Origin of the sequence: Hyphomicrobium sp. DMF-1, assembly GCF_027886585.1 — a bacterium.
In the GTDB taxonomy this organism is placed as follows: domain Bacteria; phylum Pseudomonadota; class Alphaproteobacteria; order Rhizobiales; family Hyphomicrobiaceae; genus Hyphomicrobium_C; species Hyphomicrobium_C zavarzinii.
Genome location: NZ_CP115706.1, coordinates 4,311,480 through 4,331,945, shown reverse-complemented (window position 1 = coordinate 4,331,945; position 20,466 = coordinate 4,311,480). Strand labels below are relative to the sequence as shown.

General features: G+C 61.4%; 24 protein-coding genes. 12 read left to right on the top strand and 12 right to left on the bottom strand.

All coding sequences use genetic code 11. The annotated features are described in order from the left end of the window. Nucleotides 1-13: 13 nt before the first annotated feature. The 4 genes from PE058_RS19905 to PE058_RS19890 all read right to left on the bottom strand — a co-directional run bounded on the left by PE058_RS19905 (nucleotide 14) and on the right by PE058_RS19890 (nucleotide 2,707). Nucleotides 14-229, bottom strand: coding sequence for a hypothetical protein (locus PE058_RS19905; RefSeq protein WP_271029243.1), 216 nt, complete (start codon nucleotides 227-229; stop codon nucleotides 14-16). 1 nt (nucleotide 230) lies between these two features. Next, on the bottom strand, nucleotides 231-743 hold the full coding sequence (locus tag PE058_RS19900; protein ID WP_271029242.1) for a helix-turn-helix transcriptional regulator: 513 nt from the start codon (nucleotides 741-743) through the stop codon (nucleotides 231-233). A 123-nt stretch (nucleotides 744-866) separates the two neighbouring features. Then, nucleotides 867-1,259, bottom strand: a complete 393-nt coding sequence (locus tag PE058_RS19895) for an AlpA family phage regulatory protein (RefSeq protein ID WP_271029241.1) — start codon at nucleotides 1,257-1,259, stop codon at nucleotides 867-869. 122 nt (nucleotides 1,260-1,381) lie between these two features. Next, nucleotides 1,382-2,707, bottom strand: a complete 1,326-nt coding sequence (locus PE058_RS19890; RefSeq protein ID WP_271029240.1) for a tyrosine-type recombinase/integrase — start codon at nucleotides 2,705-2,707, stop codon at nucleotides 1,382-1,384. 878 nt (nucleotides 2,708-3,585) lie between these two features. Between PE058_RS19890 and PE058_RS19885 the strand changes: the two genes are divergently transcribed. Further along, the gene (locus PE058_RS19885; protein WP_271029239.1) at nucleotides 3,586-4,695 is read left to right on the top strand and encodes an ImmA/IrrE family metallo-endopeptidase; all 1,110 of its coding nucleotides are present in this window, start codon (nucleotides 3,586-3,588) and stop codon (nucleotides 4,693-4,695) included. Here PE058_RS19885 and PE058_RS19880 read toward each other — a convergent pair. Together PE058_RS19880 and PE058_RS19875 are read right to left on the bottom strand one after the other, a co-directional pair. Next, nucleotides 4,685-5,605, bottom strand: coding sequence for an alpha-glutamyl/putrescinyl thymine pyrophosphorylase clade 3 protein (locus PE058_RS19880; protein ID WP_271029238.1), 921 nt, complete (start codon nucleotides 5,603-5,605; stop codon nucleotides 4,685-4,687). The genes PE058_RS19885 and PE058_RS19880 overlap by 11 nt on opposite strands. Before the next feature lie 11 nt (nucleotides 5,606-5,616). Further along, on the bottom strand, nucleotides 5,617-6,570 hold the full coding sequence (locus tag PE058_RS19875) for a thymidylate synthase (protein ID WP_271030630.1): 954 nt from the start codon (nucleotides 6,568-6,570) through the stop codon (nucleotides 5,617-5,619). 545 nt (nucleotides 6,571-7,115) lie between these two features. On the opposite strand from PE058_RS19875, the gene PE058_RS19870 reads away from it, so the two are divergent. The 3 genes from PE058_RS19870 to PE058_RS19860 all read left to right on the top strand — a co-directional run bounded on the left by PE058_RS19870 (nucleotide 7,116) and on the right by PE058_RS19860 (nucleotide 9,136). Continuing rightward, nucleotides 7,116-7,733 carry a Tll0287-like domain-containing protein gene (locus PE058_RS19870; protein WP_271029237.1) on the top strand — a complete coding sequence of 206 codons (618 nt, stop codon included), beginning with the start codon at nucleotides 7,116-7,118 and terminating at the stop codon, nucleotides 7,731-7,733. Nucleotides 7,734-7,745: 12 nt separating this feature from the next. Continuing rightward, nucleotides 7,746-8,339, top strand: coding sequence for a rhodanese-like domain-containing protein (locus PE058_RS19865; protein ID WP_271029236.1), 594 nt, complete (start codon nucleotides 7,746-7,748; stop codon nucleotides 8,337-8,339). Between the two features lie 68 nt (nucleotides 8,340-8,407). Next, complete coding sequence (locus tag PE058_RS19860) at nucleotides 8,408-9,136, top strand: SDR family NAD(P)-dependent oxidoreductase (protein ID WP_271029235.1); 729 nt, start codon at nucleotides 8,408-8,410, stop codon at nucleotides 9,134-9,136. Between the two features lie 85 nt (nucleotides 9,137-9,221). On the opposite strand, the gene PE058_RS19855 is transcribed toward PE058_RS19860, so the two are convergent. Both PE058_RS19855 and PE058_RS19850 read right to left on the bottom strand, forming a co-directional pair. Further along, entirely contained in the window at nucleotides 9,222-9,590 is a 369-nt protein-coding gene (locus tag PE058_RS19855; RefSeq protein WP_020084894.1) for a hypothetical protein, read from the bottom strand. Nucleotides 9,591-9,707: 117 nt separating this feature from the next. After that, nucleotides 9,708-10,580, bottom strand: a complete 873-nt coding sequence (locus PE058_RS19850) for a pirin family protein (protein ID WP_271029234.1) — start codon at nucleotides 10,578-10,580, stop codon at nucleotides 9,708-9,710. A gap of 126 nt (nucleotides 10,581-10,706) precedes the next feature. Between PE058_RS19850 and PE058_RS19845 the strand changes: the two genes are divergently transcribed. Further along, nucleotides 10,707-11,645 carry a LysR family transcriptional regulator gene (locus tag PE058_RS19845; protein WP_271029233.1) on the top strand — a complete coding sequence of 313 codons (939 nt, stop codon included), beginning with the start codon at nucleotides 10,707-10,709 and terminating at the stop codon, nucleotides 11,643-11,645. Between the two features lie 63 nt (nucleotides 11,646-11,708). After that, nucleotides 11,709-11,858 (top strand): hypothetical protein, encoded by a 150-nt coding sequence (locus PE058_RS19840; RefSeq protein WP_020084897.1) that lies wholly within the window; start codon nucleotides 11,709-11,711, stop codon nucleotides 11,856-11,858. An 86-nt stretch (nucleotides 11,859-11,944) separates the two neighbouring features. Here the strand turns inward: PE058_RS19840 and PE058_RS19835 are convergent, their stop codons facing one another. Then, nucleotides 11,945-12,268, bottom strand: coding sequence for a low affinity iron permease family protein (locus tag PE058_RS19835; protein ID WP_271029232.1), 324 nt, complete (start codon nucleotides 12,266-12,268; stop codon nucleotides 11,945-11,947). Nucleotides 12,269-12,501: 233 nt separating this feature from the next. Here PE058_RS19835 and PE058_RS19830 point away from each other — a divergent pair, with 233 nt between their 5' ends. Then, nucleotides 12,502-13,413: a hypothetical protein gene (locus PE058_RS19830; protein WP_020084899.1), complete on the top strand. Its 912-nt coding sequence runs from the start codon at nucleotides 12,502-12,504 to the stop codon at nucleotides 13,411-13,413. 59 nt (nucleotides 13,414-13,472) lie between these two features. On the opposite strand, the gene PE058_RS19825 is transcribed toward PE058_RS19830, so the two are convergent. Beyond that, a complete protein-coding gene (locus PE058_RS19825; protein WP_271029231.1) occupies nucleotides 13,473-14,279 on the bottom strand; it encodes a tellurite resistance TerB family protein in 807 nt (268 codons plus the stop codon). 211 nt (nucleotides 14,280-14,490) lie between these two features. On the opposite strand from PE058_RS19825, the gene PE058_RS19820 reads away from it, so the two are divergent. Together PE058_RS19820 and PE058_RS19815 are read left to right on the top strand one after the other, a co-directional pair. Then, nucleotides 14,491-15,570, top strand: coding sequence for an OpgC family protein (locus PE058_RS19820; RefSeq protein WP_020084901.1), 1,080 nt, complete (start codon nucleotides 14,491-14,493; stop codon nucleotides 15,568-15,570). After that, nucleotides 15,534-16,412, top strand: a complete 879-nt coding sequence (locus PE058_RS19815; RefSeq protein ID WP_156827270.1) for an SGNH/GDSL hydrolase family protein — start codon at nucleotides 15,534-15,536, stop codon at nucleotides 16,410-16,412. Before PE058_RS19820 ends, PE058_RS19815 begins: the two co-directional genes overlap by 37 nt. Nucleotides 16,413-16,447: 35 nt before the next feature. On the opposite strand, the gene PE058_RS19810 is transcribed toward PE058_RS19815, so the two are convergent. Continuing rightward, nucleotides 16,448-16,903, bottom strand: a complete 456-nt coding sequence (locus PE058_RS19810; protein ID WP_083929082.1) for a universal stress protein — start codon at nucleotides 16,901-16,903, stop codon at nucleotides 16,448-16,450. 160 nt (nucleotides 16,904-17,063) lie between these two features. After that, complete coding sequence (locus tag PE058_RS19805) at nucleotides 17,064-17,276, bottom strand: hypothetical protein (RefSeq protein WP_020084904.1); 213 nt, start codon at nucleotides 17,274-17,276, stop codon at nucleotides 17,064-17,066. Nucleotides 17,277-17,505: 229 nt separating this feature from the next. Between PE058_RS19805 and PE058_RS19800 the strand changes: the two genes are divergently transcribed. From PE058_RS19800 to PE058_RS19790, 3 genes are all read left to right on the top strand, one after another. Continuing rightward, nucleotides 17,506-19,107: an ATP-binding protein gene (locus PE058_RS19800; RefSeq protein WP_020084905.1), complete on the top strand. Its 1,602-nt coding sequence runs from the start codon at nucleotides 17,506-17,508 to the stop codon at nucleotides 19,105-19,107. Beyond that, on the top strand, nucleotides 19,082-19,681 hold the full coding sequence (locus PE058_RS19795; RefSeq protein ID WP_020084906.1) for a response regulator transcription factor: 600 nt from the start codon (nucleotides 19,082-19,084) through the stop codon (nucleotides 19,679-19,681). The genes PE058_RS19800 and PE058_RS19795 overlap by 26 nt, the downstream gene beginning before the upstream one ends. A gap of 170 nt (nucleotides 19,682-19,851) precedes the next feature. Then, entirely contained in the window at nucleotides 19,852-20,190 is a 339-nt protein-coding gene (locus PE058_RS19790) for a hypothetical protein (RefSeq protein WP_271029230.1), read from the top strand. The last annotated feature ends 276 nt before the right edge of the window (nucleotides 20,191-20,466 follow it).

Genomic DNA, 20,466 nt, shown 5'->3' with positions numbered 1-20,466 from the left:
CCCGGTTAATGGCTCAGCTCAAGTCGGGTTCGGGCGTGTCGTCGCGGTCGCGCTCGCGGGCGAGATGGCGCTGGATTTTCGTGGCGCGGCGGGCCGCGTTGCGGAGCGCGACCATGAACCGGCTGTCGGTTTGGCCGCTCTCGGGGTAGATCTCGCGCTGGGTTCGCTTGATTGCGGCGGCTTCGCCGTGCGCGCGGATGATTTCGGTGATCTTGATGTCTGCAGACATTTCAAAGGCCCATGAATGGATTGGTTGGAAGGACGGCGGGCTCGGGTGATTTGGCCCGATCCGGCGTGGCGGGGATGGACGCTTCCTCCTCGCGGTGAGGAGCGCGTTCGGCGGTCCAGGCGTCGATTTCCGATTTGAGCCAAGCCATGCGGCGCTGGCCGATCCTGATGCGAAGAGGAAAGAGCCCGCGCGCTTCGAGCCTATCGACGGTCTGGCGAGAGACGCCAAGGCAGCCGCAAACCTCCTTGAGGGAGATGAAGCGGTCGGCTGCCGTGATGCGGGGAGCGGGGGCATGCGGCGATTGATCGGCTCTGGCATCGATGCATTTCTGCATCCAGCCAATGACGGCATGCGCGTGCCAGGCGAGGCGATGCCGGGACAGGTGGAAGGGAGCCGGAAAATCGCGCTCTTTGTGGAGGTGATAAAGTGCGTTGGAAAGCGATGTGCGCAACTTCACCTCCTCCAGGGTGAAGATGATGGGAGCGGCTTTCCCGATTATGTTGGGGATGGTCATGTGTGGTCTTCCGCATTGCTCATAACGTCTTTGTTGTGAGCGCGGAGACCGGGATAAAGGGCAGTGAGCAACAAAATGAAAAAGGCGCCGGATGGCGCCTTTTGAATTTGCTGTTTGGAGACGCTAGTGGACGCTGGGGCGTGCGGCCAGCCAATCGATGATTTCGCGATAGAACCAGCCGACACGCGTTTTGGTGATTTTTACGCGCGAAGGAAAGGTTCCAGCGATCTCCTGCTGAAGGATGGTGGGCGCCGACATATTGACCAGCTTGATGAGCTCCTTCTTGGTAATGAAGCGGTCGGCGAGGTTGACGGTGGTGTTGGGGCACAGCTTGTGCAGGCGCTGGGTATCAAGGCAGGTCTGCATCCAGGCGCAGATATCGTCTTGAAGCCAGACGCCACGGGTATCGGAGCGAAGCTTGCGGTTTGGAAGGTGGTTGGCCCGTTCCATGATGTAGACCTGGGCGCGCGACAGCGAGGTCATGAACATGACGTGCTTAATGGCGATGTGGTTCATCTGATGGTCCCCGGTGAGGGTTGCTCGAGCTTTCTGTGTTGGAAAGTCGGCGGGAGCTTTAAATCGGCTCGCTTTAAAGGAGCGCGCGAAAAGCAAGTTCCGCGCGCTCCGGGGGATGTGTGTCAGGGTGAAGCGCCCGGGGAGGGCTGCTCTTCGATGCGGGCGAATGGATTGTCGAACGCACCGATGGAGGCGGTCTCGATCTGGCCCGCGATGGCTTTTTTCACATAGAGAGCCCAAAGGTGCATGGCTTCGCAGCGCTCCTTGAAATATTCGAAGCGGTCGTAGGTATCATGCACCTCGTTTTCGGCGTGGTTGAACAGCTTCTTTTTCGGTTTGGGCAGGATGCCGATCTCGCCCAGGCCGGTGGCCATGGTGCGGCGCAGGTCGTGGATGCACCAGGGCGCGATGGCGGCAAGCCTGTCCAGGCGTTCCTTGGTGTCGGAAAAGTCGCTGATCGGCTTGGCGGGCAGGCGCTGAGCCGGAAACACGAAGGGCGAATAGCGGATCTCCGTGTCCCCCGGCTGCATCGGCATCGGGGTCTTGGTCACCGAGTCGATGATGGCAATCGCCAGGAAGGATAGCGGCACGATGTGATCGAGCCCGTTCTTGGTGCGGCTGCCGGGGATTTCCCAATAGCCATGCTTGATGTGCAGTTCGTCCCAACGCATGCCGGCGATCTCGCCGCGGCGCTGGCCGGTGACGAGGGCGAGCTGGATCAGCTTGCCGATCGGATTGACCTCCTTTTCGGTTGCGAGCCAGACGGCCTGGATTTCGTGGGCGTTGAGGCTGCGCTTGCGTTTGCCCTTGGAGGCCGGAGTGGGGATGGTGTCGGCGGGTGAGGCCTTGATCATCTTGCGGGCCACGCACCAGGCGAAGAAGGCCTTGATGTCGGCGTGCGCATGGATGGCGGCGCTGGGCTTGTCGTCGGCGATCTTGGCATCGATGATCTCGCTGACCTGAAAGGCCGTGATCTGATCGATGGGGATGGCGGCCCAGGGCTCAAGGAAGTTGCTGCGCAGCGAGCGGCTGACTTCCCTCTGGGTGGAGGGCCTGCATTTGGTTGCCAGGTGCTTATCGATGTATTCTTGAAGAGCAAAGGTAAAGATGGGGGCCTGGCTGACATGCGGGGTGACGTCGGCCGATGCGTGGGTGTCCTCTTCGTTGAGGCGCAGGTGGATTGCCGGATCAAGCCCGCGGTAGAGCAAGCCGGTAGCTTCGCTTGCCCGCTTGCGGGCCTGGGCCAGTGAGATTTTGGGGTAGTGGCCGAGGGTCAGGCGCGGGCGCTGATCCTTGAAGCGGTAGATGAAGTAGAAAGTTTTGAGGCCGTGCTTGCTGACGCGGATGCCGAAGCCGGCGATCTTGGAGTCGGGATGATAGATGACGCCGGTGGCGGGCAGTTTGAGGCTGCGCAGCATGGCGTCGGAGAGTTCGATCTTGTCAGTCACTGAAGGTCTCCCAATATGTGCTCTAAGAGCAACGTGGTGAACTTCAGCCCGGGCTATAAAGCCCCCCGAAAAGTCTCCGATTTTGATCCAACCTGCTGTGGGGTGGTAGGTGACGGGTGGTACAGCAGATTAAGGAATGCACTGGAAGGATCAGTGCGTTGAGCGCTTGAATTAAACCAGCTTGGCAGGGATGGATTCCACCCTCACAGGCTGGGGGACTGGGGGTCGGAGGTTCAAATCCTCTCGCTCCGACCAATATTTCAAGGACTTAGCTTTAGTCCGCCATCCCCCAAAAATCCCGTAGCTACCACAATCTTGCAGGCTCCCGATGAAAGTTGGGGGGAACTGTGGGGCGCTTTCTGGGTAGGCATCCTCCGGTAATGATCTCCAAGCCGCGCTTCGCAACAGGTTTGGATTGAGCAATCCAAGGCGGGCAATGCTGCCGAAGGCGCGTGTCGTCGATCGTTGCGAATGACCCAACTCAGAAATCTTCTTTGATGTTGGCAACTCGTTGGCCGGCTAGAAAAGCTCTTTGCACAAAGCTATTGACCGTCGATGGAATTGTCATTTGCAACCGAAGAGCTGCGAGGAATTTGCGAGAGTCGGCGTAAAGCCACGCGACGCATCGGCTTTGATGCGTCGCAGGCAATAGAGATGGTTCTTGCTGACGTAGACGCATGCGAGTCGGTTGCAGAGCTCGAGAGCATTTACGGCCCTCTATCGGTAGCCTACGGAGGCGAGGGCTGGGCGCTGACGGTCGATAGGTGCGTGATCGTCGGCTTTGTACCAGGACATGTGAAAGCCCCAACACGAAAGAGCGGGCAGATAGATAAAAGCAAGGTGACGCGGATTAGAATTGAAGCAATAGAGGCGGTCCGATGAGCGAGAATTTCACTCCAGATTGGTTCTCTCCGCCGGGAAGCACTATCGCGATGATTATGGCGCGCCAGAAGGTGAGTACGAGTGAACTCGCGGCTCGCTTACGAACAGATGTTCCTTTCGTTCTGCGCTTGATCGCAGGAACTGAGCGCATAGAGGTAGCTCTTGCGGAATTGCTCGCTGCAAACATCGGTGCGACGGCTGCGTTTTGGACATCACGGCAAACAAGGTACGATGCGGCGCTCGATGCTTCCGCGCGCAACATCTCTTCAGACGATGCGCGAGAGTGGCTGCGCGCGCTTCCGATTAAGGACATGCGTGCAGCCGGATGGATCACATCGCCGTCTCGGAAAGACGCACTACAAGCAGTTTTGGCCTATTTCGGTGTTACTAGCCCTGGAGAGTGGCGCGAGCGCTATGCCGAGCACGCGACGTCATTTTCCTATCGGACCTCGCAGACATTCGAATCTAAGCTAGGAGCACTTGCTGCTTGGTTGCGGCAGGGCGAGTTGCAGGCCGCCGCCATGGGTTGCGCAAAATGGGACCCGCAAAGGTTCAGTGATGAACTTGTGTCCATCAGGGGACTCACCCGGCTAAAAAAACCGTTTATGTTTATAAACCGGCTTCGCACGCACTGTGCTTCGGCTGGCGTTGCAGTTGTATTCGTGAAAGCACCAGTCGGTTGTCGCGCGAGCGGCGCAACCCGGTTTATCGGTCGCGACCGGGCCATGATCGTTCTTAGCTTCCGGCATTTATCCGACGATCACTTCTGGTTCTCTTTCTTCCATGAGGCGGGGCACCTTCTTATGCACGGTCCCGAAGCCACTTTTATTGATGGAGACGTAGCAGAGGAAACGGACAAGGAAAAAGAAGCTAACGCTTTCGCGGCGGGCTTGCTTATCCCCATTCATGAGCACGATCGACTTCTCAGCCTGAAGGGAAATGTAAACCAGATAGTTCGGTTCGCGGTGTCTCTCGGTATCTCACCAGGCATTGTCGTTGGTCAAATGCAGCATCATGGTATCCTGAGGCGGAACCAACTTAATGGCCTCAAGCGACGATACAAATGGGAGGAAGTGCAGTCGGCTGCCCAACATATCAACCAGTAAAGTGGATGAATTGGTCGGGACTTTTTTGCCAGTTGCAGATTGAATCCTCCATGGCTTGCATTCCGATTTTGAGAACCTCGTTGAGGTCGATCAGCCAAGCGTCAAGTTCCCTGATAGTTAGGGCGGCCTTTCGATTGTTGCCAAACAGGAGCCGGGCGCCTTGAAGCGGCCCGGTTGCACCCTCGAGATACGCGGAGCCAGGAGCGATTGGAGCAAGGTCGAGACGACCTACAAGTGCCAGAAAGTCGAACTTTCCTAGACGGCCGAACTGCTTGACGTTCATGTCGCGATAGAACTGATCGAAAATGGAATTTGGATCATTGCCGCCAGCCTGAACCAAGCGTGCAATGAGGCTCTGATGTGAATGGGTAGCACCCACCCAGGTCGAGTAAGATTCAAATACCTTATCCGTCCCTTGCTCGGAGTCAGTTCGCAGGGACGAATATTTCCGATGATTGCCGAACGCACCGCCTATTTGGTTGTGGTTTGTGGTTAGCCAAGCCTTAAAGGTCTCGGGGGCCGCACAGTAAGCTCGCCAAGTCCAGGTGTGCGCGCCTAGGCCGGAATATACGTCGCGCAGGCGCCGCCATCCGTAGCGGCCGTGCTTCCCAAAATGGACGGATAAAAAAGTGACCCAAAATGCCTCGTCTATATCACCGTCTCGGAAGTGCAATACGGCGGCGCGCTCTGGGTCGAAAAGGTCATTGTTTGGATCTGCTCGACCGGGATCGATTGGTCTATTCTTCAGTGCACGCGTGTAATCCAGCCTGCGCAAGCTCGCGACCATTTGCCAAGCGAGGGCAGACTTGCGCTCTTGGGTCTCGACGCCAGGCAATTGGCGTTTCTGAGCGGAATAAGTGCCGAATTGATCGATTATTCGTTTGGCGACGTTGCGCCTGCTGGGCCACACTTTGAACTCCCTTAAAACGGTAGCCGCGGCTGACTAGGCTGGCGAGGTGAACGCGGTTTCATATCTTTACGCTTGTCGACGTATGCGCAGAAACCTTTGAACGTGAGTGAATTCTTCAATCGACGAATCATTTTCGCATCGCCCGTTGCTGCGAATACCTGAAGAAGTCTAATCAGATCAAGCCAATATGGATCGATGGCCATAGCTTCCGATGCGATTGCACGACCACCTCGGATATCGATCTCCGCTTCAAGTACGCGGCCGATAGAGGGCCATGGGTCTCCGAGTGGCATGGGAGGCATCGAAACAGATTGTTGAACCCTCTCGGATAGGAACTGCTCGGCACCGGCGCGGTGCTTGTCGTAAAGATGAAGACACCCGACAAATTGTTTGTATTCGCCAATGTCTGCATTGATCGATCGAGCAATGATCTCCTGCAGCATGGTGAAGCAGAAAACATCGTGCGGTAATCCCAGGTAGGCATCTTGGGACCGCATGGAAACCATCAAATCCAATTGATTTCTTCGCAATGCAAATTGCATCGCCAGAGTGCAAGGAACTTCCTTGTGACGCCGTGCCGTGTCAGCAGCCTCGAAGATCTGCACAACTGCGCGTCGCGTGTTTGGCGTTTGCCGCAGGGTCTCTATCAGCGTCCGAATTTGGTCATGGGCGGGATGGGTGAATAATCTTCGCCCATAGCCTCCATGCACTGTTTCCCCATCTTCCGATTCGTCCTTATAACTATCGATATAGTGTTCGATAAATTCGAGGCGATTATCTCTTGAAAGATACCATAGAAGTTCTCCCAGGCAGCTAAATGGCTTGCCTCTTGTTTCGGTTCGACTAAGACGCGCGCGAGGATCCCGAAGTTCGAGAAGAACGCCCCTCCGTTCATGTGCTGCCCCAAGGTGCTCCGATCGCGAAGCGTGGATTTCGTCAGCCCCCTTAAGCAGAGACGGGAGCATCTTTCTGCACAAATCGTCGAGTGTCGGGGCCACAAAGCGCATCGAAAAGACCTTGCGCTACGGTGAAGAAAAATACCTGCACAGAGACTGCTGTGCGAATCGCTATGTAACTCTAGCGCAAATTGTATCATTGCGGACTATTTGTGCCATCTAGTTGAGGCTCGTTTAGAGCCTTCTAGGCCTCGATGACTCTCCTGCAAGGGATGGAAGCCCGGAGGGCCGAGACGCTGCCGAGCGTCTTGCTGGAGGCAAGCACCAAGTGAGCGAGGGTGGGGACAGCGGCTCGGCGCGCGACAGCCCGGCCCGTGCGTCATGCCGGAGGCATGCGCTAAGAGCGAGCGCGGGCGCAGCCAAACCTCACCTCATCACTCTCCGCGGCCTGCGCTGCGCTCCTCCGCTGTTCCCCCCTATGTGACTTCGGTCACAGACCTGTCCCGTAATTCCCCCTATTTCGTTTTCCGCATGAGCGTCTGAGAATGGATGTCCGCTGCCGGCCTGTCGTGCGACGGGCTGGCGAGCAGCGTTGTGAGCATGGGGAGAATGGCATGAGAACTCTGTCCGCGGGATTGGGACGGAAGCTGAAGCAACTCGTCATCGCTGCCGCTCTCGTGGCCACCGCCGCGGGCTTCGAAGCCGCCGCCGAGACGCAGGTGCCGGACGAGGCGAACGCCGCCAAGGCGCGCGCTGCCATCGCCGCGCTCGCGGCGAGCCTGAAAACGAGCCTCGGCGAGGCGCTGGCCTCCGGTGGCCCCACGAACGCGTTGAGCGCCTGCCAGGCCATCGCACCGGAAGCAACCCGCAACGCCGCCGAGACGCACGGCCTTTCGATCGGCCGCACCGCCCTCCGCGTCCGCAATCCCGCGAACGCGCCGGACGCCTTCGAGCGCCGCGTGCTCGAGGAGTTCCAGTCCGAGATCGCAAAAGGCGCGGATGCCGCCAAGCTCGAGCACGCCGAGATCGTCACCAAGAACGGCGCGAGCACATTCCGCTTGATGAAGCCGATCGTGATGGCCGAGAAGCCGTGCGCGGCTTGTCACGGCGCGACCATCGCCCCAGATGTGAGGAGCGCGATCAAGTCTCTCTATCCAGAGGACGCGGCGACCGGCTTCGCCCCCGGCGAGTTGCGCGGCGCTTTCACCGTATCGATCCCGATCCAACCCTGACGAGGCAGAGATATGATCAGATTTATAGCGATGGCCGCACTCGCCATGATGGCGGCCACGTCGGCGCTGGCCGATACCGCCGCCGGCACGAACGTGCCTCAGTCGAAGCGCACGGTGCTCGGAAAATACGTCTCGTCCAAGGAGGCGCATGACGCCGCGATGGCCGAACGCCCGCGGCTGCTGTTCATCGATGTGCGCACCAGCGCCGAGTTGATGTTCGTCGGAGTGGCGGACGATATCGACGCGCAGGTGCCGTTTGCCGAGCTTGCCGAGCCGCGCGCCTGGGATGAAAAGGGCGGCCGGTTCGCCATGTCGCCAAATCCGGCGTTCGTTGCGAATGTGGAGGCAGCGCTTGCCCGGAAGGGGCTTTCCAAGTCCGACAAGGTGCTCGTGATCTGCCGGTCTGGCGAGCGCAGTGCGAGAGCCGTCGATATGCTCGCCAAAGCCGGATTTACGAACGCCTGGAGCGTTTACGACGGCTTCGAGGGAGATCTGTCGAAGGAGGGACACCGCACGGTCAACGGCTGGAAGAACGCCGGCCTTCCCTGGTCCTACAAGCTCGACAAATCCAAGCTGCAGGCCAACGTGCCGATGGCCCAGCGGTAAAGCCGGTTTGACGGCGAGCCGAGGCCGGCCGAGAGTGACCGCGACGAAGCAGCCCGAGGGAGGCGATTTTGGCGGCACGCGCGGCAATTGTTGTTGGAGTGGGCGCGCAATCCGGTCTCGGCGCCGCGCTGGCCCGCCGCTTCGCCCGCGAAGGCTTGTGCGTTGTGCTGGTGGGGCGCACGCTGGAGCGTCTCGAGCTGGTCGCGACGGACATCCGTGCGAACGGGGGGAAGGCCCGCGTTGCGGTCGCGGACGTCACGAACGAGGACGAGGTGACGGCGCTGTTCAACACGCTGGAGGCGCCGGAGACGCTTGAGCTTGTCGCCTACAACGTCGGCAGCAACGTCATGGTGCCGTCGCTCGAGATGCACGCGGCGGACTTCGAGGACATGTGGCGGCAGAATGCGCTCGGCGGATTCCTGATCGGCCGCCAGGCCATCCGCACCATGCTGCCCTGCAAGCGGGGATCGGTGATCTACACGGGCGCGACCGCGTCCTTGAGGGCGCGTCCGGGCTTCATGGCCTTCGCCTCCGCCAAGGCCGCGCTGCGAGCCGTCGCGCAGGGGTTCGCACGCGAGTTCGGCCCTCAGGGCATCCACGTGGCGCATGTGGTGATCGACGGCGTCATTCGCGGCGACTATGCGCGTGAGCGGTTCGCGGGCTTCGTGAAGGCGAAGGGTTCCGACGGTCTTCTGGAGCTGGAAGACATCGCAGAGACCTACTGGACGCTGCACCAGCAGCCCAGGAGCGCCTGGACGCACGAGCTGGATTTGAGGCCCTTCAAGGAAGCGTTCTGAAGCGCGTTTCGGCGCGCATCATCTCGGCAGGAGGAACGGATATCCACCGCGTCGCCTCCGCTTGATCGAGGCGCGCGGTGAGCCCTCAGGGATACTTCCGCGACGGCGCGCGGAACGCGCTCATGAAGCGGAGCGTCAGCACGTTGGCCTCGCGGCCGGTTACCACGCAATCGGCTTCCTTGTTGTCGGCACTCGAGAAGAGCCTGATCGGGCGCGCCAGCAGGTGAGGCTTGATGTCGTCGTGCCAGAGCACGATCTGCGCGGTGAGCGGAGACATGTCGCGGATGGTGCAGGGGCGCGGCATGATCATGCCCTCGGACCAGAGGTAGCCCTCTTTCAGGCGCTGCGGACGCTTGAAGTCCTCGGGGCTCAACGCCCGGCCTTCCGGCTTCTTTTTGGAGCGCGATGCGTCGTCGCCGGACAGCGAGGAAACCAGTGTCTTCCAGAGGGCCATATTGAGCTCCGCCTGCGCGAGCGTGCGCCTGCTGAGCTTCCGAGATGATGGTGAACAAATCCCTAAGAAAATCGAGTTAAAGAGAAACGGCTCCGCCGCGAGGGCGGAGCCGTCGGGTCAGGACGTGGGTGCCATGCTGCCGAAACGTCCGGTTTGGAAATCGAGCATCGCCTGCTTGATTTCGCCGACCGTATTCATGACGAACGGACCATGCGCCACCACCGGCTCGTTGATCGGCTCTCCGCTGAGCACGAGCACCGTCGCATCGCTGTTCGCTTCGAGCGAGATGTCCCCGCCCGTGCGATCGAGAAGCACGAGCTGAGCTTCCCGTGCGATGTGCTGCTCGTTGACGAGCACCGTGCCTTTCAGCACGACCAGCGCCGCCGTATGGCCGTCCGGCAGGGTGAGCGTCGTCGCCTTGTCGCGGTTGAGCCTCAGGTCCCAGATGTCGATCGGCGTGAATGTCTTCGCCGGACCTCTGTGACCCTTGTAGTCTCCCGCGATGACGCGCACCCGTCCCGCTCCGTCCGCCAGCTCGACCGATGGGATTTTCTCATCCGTCAGAGTCTGATAGCCGGGCGCAGCCGACTTGTCCTTCTTCGGCAGGTTTACCCAGAGCTGCACCATCTCCAGCGTTCCGCCCGTGCGGGTGAACTCCTTCGAGTGAAACTCCTCGTGCAGAATGCCGGACGCGGCCGTCATCCACTGCACGTCGCCGGGGCCGATCCGTCCGCCGTTGCCGGTGGAGTCGCGGTGCTCGAGCTCGCCCTCGTAGACGATCGTCACCGTTTCGAAACCGCGATGCGGATGTTCGCCCACGCCGCGCGGGGCTGCCGCCGGAGGAAACGTGGCGGGACCCGCGTAGTCGAGCAGAATGAAGGGCGAGAGGTGCGCGCCGTGGCTACCGGGAGAGAACAGCGATCGCACGGGGAAGCCGTCTCCGACCCAATGGGGGCGGGGCGCACTGTAAAGGCCGAGAACCTGTCTCATGGCGGTGTCTCCTTTCCGGATGCCTCATGGGGGCGTCCTTGTCGATCGGTGAGATAGAGATGGGACGACAATCCCGCTAGATGCCAATTCTTGACATCATTGTCCTATTTGGTGGACAATAAGGCCATGCAGGACCTCAACGACCTCTACTTCTTCGTCCAGGTGGTGGACCACGGCGGCTTCGCCCCGGCCGCCCGCGCCCTCGGTATTCCGAAGTCGCGCCTGAGCCGGCGGATTATCCTCCTGGAGGAGCGCCTGAACGTCCGCCTCATCCAGCGCACCACGCGCCGCTTCGCCGTCACCGAGATCGGGCAAGAATTCTACCGCCATTGCGTGGCGATGCTGGTGGAAGCGAAGGCCGCCGAAGAGGCGATCGAGCGCTCGCGTGCCGCGCCGCAAGGCGTTGTGCGGGTGGCCTGCCCCCCGGCGCTGCTGTGCTTCCAGGCAGGCGACATGATCGCGCGATTCATGGCGGCGAACCCGCGCGTGACCGTCCATCTCGAAAGCACGAGCCGCAAGGTGGATGTCATCGCCGAAGGTTTCGATGTGGCGATCCGCGTGCGCTTTCCCCCACTGGAGGAGAGCGATCTCATCATGAAGGTGCTGGCTCCCAGCACACAACGCTTGGTGGCGAGCCCCGCCCTTTTGAGTGGACTGTCCGGCGCCATCGTACCGGCCGATCTCAGCGCCATGCCGAGTATCGATTTCGGTCCAGCCCACAGTGAGCACCAGTGGTGCCTTGAAGGCCCGGAAGGAGCCACCGCGCTCGTTCCGCACCGCCCGCGCCTCGTGACTGACGACATGATCCAGATGCGCCTCGCCGCGCTCGCTGGCATCGGCGTTGTGCAGCTTCCCACCATGATGGTGGCCGGCGATCTCGCACGCGGAACGCTGGTCGACGTGCTTCCGGCATGGGCGCCGCGCGCGGGCATCGTGCATGTGGTGTTTCCGTCGCGCAGGGGCTTGCTTCCGGCTGTCCGCGCACTCATCGATGCGCTCGCCGTGGATTTCTCGCGCGTCAGCGAAAGCGCCGGTCAGGCCCCACCCCCAGCAGATCCGGCGTAATAAAATCCGGAACAAATCCGGCCTTTTCCGAGTTTTCCACGCAAAGGACGAGGAGGACTGGAAATGGCCGATCGAAAAGTCATCGATCCTACGGATGCGCGCCAGGCTACGCCGCAGCGCCTGAACTATCGCGTGCTCACACGCTCGCTTCTGATCGCGGTAATTGCAGCCGCGGTGATCTACGCAATCTTCTACATGCAGTCTCCGGCCTGACGCGCCGCTTTGCCGGCGAAAGAAAAAGAAGTGGGGACGAGCAAGGAGTTGAGCGCGCCCGGCAGGACACTGCCGGGCGTTTTGCTTCAACGCTTCGTCTTCCGCTGCCGGAGTTCACGCTCCACATGCGCGAGGTCGTCGTCGATCAGCGGCGCATAGGTTTCACGTAGCCGCATAAACTCCTGCTGCACCCGCGTCAGATCCTCGTCCGACATATGGTCGAGTTCCACCAGCCCGGTTCGCGCCCCGTCCACGCTTCGCAGAAGCTCGTCGAGCTTGAGCGACACCACGCGCGCATCCCGGTTTTGCGTGTTCTGGATGAGAAACACCATCAGGAATGTCACGATCGTGGTGCCCGTATTGATGAATAGCTGCCACGTGTCCGAATAGCCGAAATAATGTCCGCTCACCCCCCCAGAGGACAACCACGAGACACGCCGCCAGGAAGGCCCAGTAGGATCCGACCAGATGAGAGGCGTGCTCCGAAAAGCGGCGAAACATCTCGTTCATGCTGCTCTCCTCGCTTCACTCCCTCTGATCTTGATCCGTCCGGAAAAAACGGCGTGATCCCGAACGGTTTTCAGCTAAGAAGCATACGGACAACCGCGGGCCGGCCCGCGTGAGAGGGGGAGACGCAGCATCAATGGATGTGATCGACTTTTTGTTGCGCGCCGTTGGCGCTTTTTATGTGCTGGCCGGATATCTGGCGACGCGCGCGGCCGTCATGTCCCTCTTTCTCGACCGTGCAATTGCGGCCATTGCCGCAGAGAAGCCGAGCCGGAAGGATGTGGCGCAAAGCTATTGGCTCATTGCCGCCGCTGCCCTCGTGCTGGCGGGCGGCGCGGCGCTGGTCGTCTCGCTGGACATCGCCGCTTGGCTGTTCATCGCCTCCGCCATCGGACAGGCCGCATACCTGTTCTACGTCGCGCCCCGCTTCTTCGACGATGACGACACCGATGCAGCCGGACGGCGCCAGACCACCAATGCCTTCATCCTCTATCTGCTGGCGACGGCCCTGGTCGTTTGGGCTTTCTCCTCCGGCCGCTTGCAGAGCTGGCAGGATGCAGGGTGGCCCGCGCTCGCCGTTGCTGGCGGTTTGGTCGCCGCGCATTTGGTTTATGTGGCGTGGAGCCTGAGCAAGGTTCCGCCAGCGTCCCCGTTTGCCTCCTTCGCGACACCGGACGATGGTCGCGACCCTTCCGAATGCACGCGCATCAAGGTTATGGCCGACTACGATACGCATCCGCTCTGGGCGCTCGACGAGGATCTCTACGGAGATTTCCCGCCCGAGCGCCTCGGCCTCTCGCAGGAGTTGACGGACGATCTCAATGCCTGGGCGGAGGCCTTCACGTCGTCCCTCAATCGCGAGGACCCCGCCGAGAGCCTGTGGAGCGACGAGCAGCACAAGGCGCATCAGGCCATGGCACGGCCGCTCGCCGTCCGCCTCGCGCGCGAAATGCCGGACCGCACGATCTTCGTGATGAGCGAGGTCGGCGTCGTCGAGGTGAGCGCGGACGAGGATCTGCCGCCCACGGAAGGCGGGGCGCGCGCCTGAAACGAATTGCCCCTCGCGAGAGGGCGAGGGGCAGAAAGCTCCAACGGAGCGGAAGGCAATCAGGCGCCGGCCGCACGCACCTGCGGAACCGAGGCCGGATCCTTGGCCGACTGAACGGCCGCATCGAGATGCGCGACAAGGCCATCCTCGAGCCCCATGGTCGCTCCAAGATAGCGCAGGTAGGCCTTCTCCGCCGGCGTGTCCGCCTCGATGGCGATCGCGGATGCCAGATAGACTTCGCTTCTCATCTCGGGTGTCGTGGCGGCAGCCGCAAACTGATGCGGCGACCACGGCGCGGCGATCTCACGATCGAGGAACTGCTGCTCCTCCTGCGAGATCCCGATGTCGGCAAGCCGTCCGGCGATCCGCTGGCGCTCCTCCGCGTCGATGCGCCCGTCGGAGAGGGCAGCCGCGATCATGGCGCGCAAGAGGAGCATGGCATGCTCGTTCGGCGCGGGAGCGCCGGGAAGCGTAGCGCCCGAGCGCGCCGCGGCGATGTACTCCGCGGCCTTTGTCCCGATCAGAGGCTTGCCGTCACGATAGTTCGTGTACGCCTTGTAAGCGAGGCCGCCGAGCGCCGCGGCCGTGCCGAGCTTGAGCGCGTCTCCGGCGATATCGCGTCCCGATTTCGTGCCGAGAACGAGGGTCGCGAGCGCGCCCGCAGCCGCACCACCCAGGATGCCGCCGCCTTGCCCGCGTAGAAATCCTTTGGCCTGCTCCATCAGGTCGCCGCCGGGCGAGCCGGTTGCAGGCGCTGCGCCGTAGCCCGGCTGAGTGGCCGGAACTGAGCCCGTCGTGCTCTGCGGCGCAGAAGCCCCGCCTGTTCCGTTCAAAACCAAGTCGAGAAGCTTTGCAGCGTCGATCATTCTGGTCCCCAATAGTCTTTCCTGACCAAGCGTAGATAGGAAGGGCCGGGGGGACCTCAAGATTGCACTGCGAAAATAGTAGGCGCCTTATTTTGCAACTGCACGCTGTGCAAGCAGGGCGGGAGCATCCGCTTGTATCGGGCCGCGAGGTACGCTTTAAGGCTCGGGCTCGCCCCACGGCACGCAAGATCAAAAAATAAGAGAGCGCGAGATGCGACCACCCAATGCGATCGATTTTTGGCGTGGTGTCGCGCTCGTCATGATCTTCATCAACCACGTTCCGGGGATGGACTATTCCATCCTCACGCTCCGCAATTATGCCATCTCGGATGCCGCGGAGCTGTTCGTGTTCCTGGCGGGCTGCTCGCTCGCTTTCGTCGCCAATGGCCAATCCTCGGTTAAACCCATCGGGCAGGTGGTGATGCGCCTTCTGATCCGCGCGTTCGAGATCTGGCAGGCGCAGATCGCCACCATCTCCGTCGCGGTCGCCATGCTGGGAGCCGGCGCCATCGCGTTCAGCGATCCACTGCTCCTCGAATGGCACAATGCAGGCCCCGCATTTTATGACACCGTGCGCGCTTCCATCGGCATGGTGCTGCTCACCTACCAGATCGGCTACTTCAACATCCTGCCGCTCTATGTAGTGCTGCTGCTGCTCGCGATCGTGTTTGTCGTATTGGCCCGCCGCTCTTTGGCGCTGGCGCTCGCCGCATCGGTCGCGCTTTATCTTGTGACGTTAACGTTTGAGATCGAGCTTCCGAGCTGGCCGTCGGATGGCGCGTGGTTCTTCAATCCGTTATCTTGGCAGCTCCTGATCGTGTTGGGCTTCGTAACGGTCGCGTCGAAAAAGATATATCCATCGTGGCAAAAAGTGGTCCGAAGCCTGTGGCCGTGGGCTGTCGCGGTGCTTGTGGCTGGCCTTGTCATCGTCTGGGTCGACTATCGTCCGGACCCGATGACCGCACCAAATCCGCGATACTTATTCCTGTTCGATAAGAAGTATCTATCGCCTGTCCGAATATTGAGCATGCTCGCAATCGCGATTGCGTTCTATCCGCTATTTCCTGTACTTTCCCGGCATGTGGGGCCCGTCGTTCGCTACTGCAGCAGCCTCGGTCGCAATTCCCTCGCCGTCTTCTGCGTGGCGTCGTTGCTCGCGCTGGCTGGCCAGATGGTCAGATACATTGGCGAGCCGACCTTTCTGCTCGACACGGCCATCGTGACAACAGGCTTGGTATTGTTGAGGATCACAGCGTGGATCTCCGAATTCCAGTCGTCAGCGTCTGCGTGACCTGGCTCCTCCTTGGCTCCGTGGCTGCCATCGCGCAGTCCGACGACAGGAGCCCGTCGCAAGGGGCGATGCCGCTCGCAACTCCCGCCGCCGAGCCCGCGGTGCAGCCATCGCCGCGCCGTCCGATGGTGCATGCGGGAAGCCCGAGACTCTCGAGCGAGTGCAAGGTAAAAAGCCCGGCTTACGAAGGCCGCGCGCCGTTGCGCGCCGTGCGCCGCGCAATTCTGGAGAAGCGCCCTGTTCGCGTCATCGCGCTCGGCTCCTCCTCGACCGTAGGCATCGGCGCCTCGTCTCCGCTCGCGAGCTATCCGGTTCGCCTCGAGAACGATCTCGAAGGCGTGATCGATGGACTGCGCATCGAGATGTTCCCGCGCGGCCAGTCTGGCGAGGTGGCCGAGGGTGCAGCGGAGCGGCTCAAGGCCGAGGTTGCGGAGCTGAAGCCCGATCTGGTCGTCTGGCAGGTCGGCACGAATGACGCGGTCGCACGCATCGATGCCGACGATTTCGGCGATCAGCTTCGGGAGACGCTCACTTGGCTCGCCAGCCATAAGATCGACGTGGTGCTGATCGATCCCCAATACGTCGAGCGCCTGTCGAAGGATGCGCGCTACACCAGCATCGTCAACGAGATCGCGAAGATCGCCAGCGAGAAGCGCGTGCTGCTCGTCAATCGCTACGACACGATGGCGGACCTCGCGCGCGAGCATCCCGGCTCGTCGTATCTTTCCAGCGATCGTTTCCACCTGAATGATCTCGGATACCGCTGCATGGCGGAGTACGCCGCCCGCGCCATCGTGGCCGGTGTTCTGCAGGCCGATATCGAGAACGGGGCGATGCACTAGGGCGGGGAGGGCGTCGTCCGCCCCTCCGGGCTCTCTCAGGCCCTCTCGCGCACGCGCTCGCGCGCAATCACCGTCACCGGCACATCGGACAGCGAGATCACGCGGCTTGCAGCCGTGTGCGCGCTCAGTCCGGCGAGCGTAAGCAGCGCGCGGGCGACAGGCGTGCTTTCCTGTTCCGGAAGAAAGATGTGATCGCACCGTTCCTCGTGTGCGATCCGCGTCGTCACCTCGGCGGTCTCGCCGGGCTCGACTCGCGCCTCGGCCTTCACGCCGGCCGATTTTGCGCGCTGGAGCGCGAGCGTCATCACGCGCTCGGAGATCTCGCGCAACGCACGCGGCACCGGACGCAGCATCTGCCAGGGCGATGGCGCGGGTGTAATGTTGAGCAGAAGAACTTCAGAGCTCGGCAACGCTTGGGCAATTTCGAGAGCTTGATCCAGTGCAAGGTTGGCTTGCACGGAGCCGTCGACAACCACAAGCATCCTTTTCATTTTGAGCCTGATAAGAGACCCACCCGACTGGGTCTCTGAGCATAGAGCGTAGAGGTGATCAAGACGCGAAACGGAACGCCATGATGATGATGGCGGAAGCAACAAGGAAGAGATCGAATAGTCTTACGCCGGTAGGCATTCTTGGCTTCTCCATAGCCGCTCAGCCGCCAACGGTTCTTGCACATCCGGCAAGCGCCGGAACCGCACCGTCGAGCAAAGCGGGAGCATCTTCCTGCGCCGAGGACTCGGGCACCGCGAGCGGACCCACGTCATCGGGATTCGCAATATACAACACGCGAACATGCGCAAAGCCCTGCGAGTAGGCGGCAGGTAGCCGATGTTCGGACACAGCCTCTGAAGTGGCGTCTGTCATCAGATCCTCCGTCGAAGTCAGGGTGAACAATGAAGTCAGGGTAAACGAGAATTAGCGCTGTCGTGACGGACAGAACTTGATCCGATTGCATTGGTTCCACAATTGGCGTGAGTACGTAGAAGGTCCACCTAAGTGGTATTACGTATCGCCCCTTATCGCCGAAGCGGCGAAAAGGGGATTTCCGGCCTATTCACGGGCGGCTGCAACACAGGAACGGCTCCACGGCACCATGACCGACGCCCGCATCTATCGCCGGATCCTGTACGGCTGCCTGTTTCTCGCGGCCTACATCGCGCTCGACTACGTGAGCTACGTAAAGCCTTATCGCGGCCTGGGAATCACACCTTGGAACCCGCCGCCGGGCCTCAGCATCGCAGTGGTTTTTCTGGGTGGATGGTTCTACGCGCCCTTCGTCCTCATCGCACCGGCCGTAGCGGACATGGTGGTGAGGGGAGCCGCCCTCGGCATCAAGCTCGAGCTTCTGCTGTCGCTCGCGGTCGGCAGCACCTATCTCGCGGGCGGTCTCGCTCTACAGCGTATTGTGAGCTTCGATCCGAGATTCCGTTTCGTGCGGGATGCGCTGACGCTGATCGGCGTAGCCGCGTCCTCGGCGCTGGTGGCCGCCGCCGTCTATGTCGTCATCCTGCGAAGCTCCGGCACCATCTTCCAGAACGAGGTGATCGCTGTCGCGTGGCGTGCAGCCGTGGGCGACATCATCGGCATCCTGGTGATAGCGCCCCTTGTGCTGCTCGCGGTCACCTACAGGCCGTGGCCGAGGCCCGAGCCGCTGGCGCTCGTTCAGCTCCTCGCGCTTTATGCCGCCCTCGCCGTTGTCTTCGGCTATCAGGAAGCCACCGCCTTCCAGCTTTTCTACCTCCTGTTTTTGCCGCTGCTGTGGATCTCGCTGAGCTACGGCCCGCCTGGATCGGCGATTGCGCTTCTGTTCATTCAGATCGGCCTCATCATCGGCGCCGAGATCCGCTTCGGTCCCGATCCGGGCCTCGGTGCGCTTCAGGTTCTGATGATCGCGCTCGCGATCACTGGCCTCATCGTCGGCACCATCGTGGCGGAGCGCGAGGATTCGGCTGCACGCCTTCGCGATCAGCAGGCCGCTATCAACAGGGCGCTCCGCATCCGCTCCGCCGGAGAGGTGGTCGCGACCATCGCCCATGAGATCAACCAGCCGCTCACGGCGCTCAACACCTACGCCGGCGTCGCATCCAAGGCGATGACGGATGGCAATATCGATCTCGCTTCTCGCGCTGTGGAAAAGGTGAGGGCCGAGAGCGCACGCGCCAACGAGGTGCTGAAAGGGATTCGCGAGCTGCTGCGCCAGGGAACGCTGTCCAAGCGCCCTGTGGATCTCAAGGCCAAGATCGAGGAGCTTGAACTTCTTTTGGGCGAGGATTTAGCCAAGAAGGGTATCCGTCTGGCCATCAACGTGCTTCCGGATTTCCCCATCATCAAGGCCGACGGCGTGCAGCTTCAGCAGGCCACCCACAACTTGATCGTGAATGGTGCCGAGGCCATTCTGGGCGTAGGCCGCGGCGGAACGATCGAGGTATTCGTCACCCTGTCGGCGGATGATGATGTTCTGATCGAGGTGCGGGACGACGGCCCCGGTTTTCCCCCGGGCTTCAATGTCGCCGAGCCCGCCCCGTTCACGACGACGAAGCCGGAAGGATCTGGGCTCGGCTTGGCCGTTGCCCGTTCCATTGCCGAGGCGCACGGGGGCAGCCTCACCATCTCCACGTCATCGCGCGGAGCGCGGGTCGTTTTGAGACTGCCGATCGAAAGGGAGGCTGATGAGCAAAACCGTAACCGTTATTGACGACGAGGCGTCCGTCCGGGATGCCGTCGCCATGCTGCTGGAAGCGCACGGCATGACGGTGAGCTGCTTCGACGGAGCAAGCGCATTTCTCGCCGCGCCCTTTGCCGAGGGCTGCATCGTGAGTGATGTGCGCATGCCGGGAATGTCCGGCCTCGATCTCTTGCGCACGCTGCAGAATGTCGGGGATCCGCGCCCGCTGCTCCTGATGACGGGCCATGGTGACGTGGAGCTGGCAGTCCAGGCCATCAAGCTCGGCGCCTTCGATTTCGTGGAGAAGCCGTTCAGCAACGAGCGTCTCGTCGCCAGCGTGGAGCAGGCGCTTGTCGCGTCGGAAAACTCCATGAAGGTGCGCCTCGAGCTCGAGGATCTCAAGAGCAGGCATCAATCGCTCTCCGATCGCCAGCGCGATACCATGCAGCTTCTCATACGAGGCCTCTCCAACAAGGAAATAGGCCAGCAGCTCGGCATCAGTCCGCGCACCGTCGAGATCCACCGCACCTGGGTCATGACGAAGATGTCGGCGCGCTCCATTGCCGATCTCGTGCGCATGGGGATGGCGCTCGGCGTCGAGTAGAGCCGCTTTGCGTGCCGCCGTGCATGGCTCCTGCGGGCACATACCGAAGGATGCATGCCCGCACTGTGATCTCTTTACCGCGCGCGTCGACTTTTCTGTGGGCCGTTGTCGAGACCGCCGGCTGAATCTGGCAAAATGCTCGGATCGTTCTAGTCAACAGGAGGCCTCTGATGTCGACCGGCGCGTCATACCGTTTGGCTCTTGCAGCGATGATCTTGGGCGCGAGCTGCGCGCCCTCGTCGGCGGATCAGACCGGCTTTGCGTCCATGCACAATCAGGCGCGCGTGGGCAACAAGATGTGCATGACCGACCATTACCACTACGGGAGCGGAACCGGCGCCACCAAGGCCGCGGCCCAGAAGAGTGCCATCAGCTCGTGGTCGAGCTTCACGGACTTCGAGTACGGCAGCGACTGGGCGCGCTTCAGCAAGGCCGTGGGCAAGCGCATCAGCTGCAGCTCGTCCAGCTCCGGCTACGACTGTCAGGTCGAAGCGCGGCCCTGTCGATAGCTGATACACCACTGTCCCGTTTTTTACGCGCCCGCAGGGATCACCTTGCGGGCGTCGCATTTTTGGTGCCCGCGCACTTGCGTGTGCGAGGCCGCCGCAAGAGCCCGGAATCTCGGCTTTTCGGAGAAATTTAACCAGGAATTTTTACCGGCCTTTAACGCTAACGCCGCTCAGCCCGCGCTTGCCCCGGAGTGAGCCAGCCCATGGCGCGAGACCTGCATCCCACCCTCCATCGCGAGCTTTAAGACGGCTCTCGAGGAACGATTGCATCGGTCG

Excerpts from the sequence above, each read along its gene's own strand:
- PE058_RS19810 (WP_083929082.1), bottom strand. The coding sequence starts at position 16,903 with ATGAAAAGGATGCTTGTGGTTGTCGACGGCTCCGTGCAAGCCAACCTT.
- PE058_RS19795 (WP_020084906.1), top strand. The coding sequence starts at position 19,082 with ATGAGCAAAACCGTAACCGTTATTGACGACGAGGCGTCCGTCCGGGAT.
- PE058_RS19790 (WP_271029230.1), top strand. The coding sequence starts at position 19,852 with ATGTCGACCGGCGCGTCATACCGTTTGGCTCTTGCAGCGATGATCTTG.
- PE058_RS19875 (WP_271030630.1), bottom strand. The coding sequence starts at position 6,570 with ATGCTCCCGTCTCTGCTTAAGGGGGCTGACGAAATCCACGCTTCGCGA.
- PE058_RS19895 (WP_271029241.1), bottom strand. The coding sequence starts at position 1,259 with ATGAACCACATCGCCATTAAGCACGTCATGTTCATGACCTCGCTGTCG.
- PE058_RS19865 (WP_271029236.1), top strand. The coding sequence starts at position 7,746 with ATGATCAGATTTATAGCGATGGCCGCACTCGCCATGATGGCGGCCACG.
- PE058_RS19905 (WP_271029243.1), bottom strand. The coding sequence starts at position 229 with ATGTCTGCAGACATCAAGATCACCGAAATCATCCGCGCGCACGGCGAA.
- PE058_RS19855 (WP_020084894.1), bottom strand. The coding sequence starts at position 9,590 with ATGGCCCTCTGGAAGACACTGGTTTCCTCGCTGTCCGGCGACGACGCA.
- PE058_RS19845 (WP_271029233.1), top strand. The coding sequence starts at position 10,707 with ATGCAGGACCTCAACGACCTCTACTTCTTCGTCCAGGTGGTGGACCAC.
- PE058_RS19850 (WP_271029234.1), bottom strand. The coding sequence starts at position 10,580 with ATGAGACAGGTTCTCGGCCTTTACAGTGCGCCCCGCCCCCATTGGGTC.
- PE058_RS19900 (WP_271029242.1), bottom strand. The coding sequence starts at position 743 with ATGACCATCCCCAACATAATCGGGAAAGCCGCTCCCATCATCTTCACC.
- PE058_RS19825 (WP_271029231.1), bottom strand. The coding sequence starts at position 14,279 with ATGATCGACGCTGCAAAGCTTCTCGACTTGGTTTTGAACGGAACAGGC.
- PE058_RS19885 (WP_271029239.1), top strand. The coding sequence starts at position 3,586 with ATGAGCGAGAATTTCACTCCAGATTGGTTCTCTCCGCCGGGAAGCACT.
- PE058_RS19830 (WP_020084899.1), top strand. The coding sequence starts at position 12,502 with ATGGATGTGATCGACTTTTTGTTGCGCGCCGTTGGCGCTTTTTATGTG.
- PE058_RS19805 (WP_020084904.1), bottom strand. The coding sequence starts at position 17,276 with ATGACAGACGCCACTTCAGAGGCTGTGTCCGAACATCGGCTACCTGCC.
- PE058_RS19800 (WP_020084905.1), top strand. The coding sequence starts at position 17,506 with ATGACCGACGCCCGCATCTATCGCCGGATCCTGTACGGCTGCCTGTTT.
- PE058_RS19820 (WP_020084901.1), top strand. The coding sequence starts at position 14,491 with ATGCGACCACCCAATGCGATCGATTTTTGGCGTGGTGTCGCGCTCGTC.
- PE058_RS19840 (WP_020084897.1), top strand. The coding sequence starts at position 11,709 with ATGGCCGATCGAAAAGTCATCGATCCTACGGATGCGCGCCAGGCTACG.
- PE058_RS19870 (WP_271029237.1), top strand. The coding sequence starts at position 7,116 with ATGAGAACTCTGTCCGCGGGATTGGGACGGAAGCTGAAGCAACTCGTC.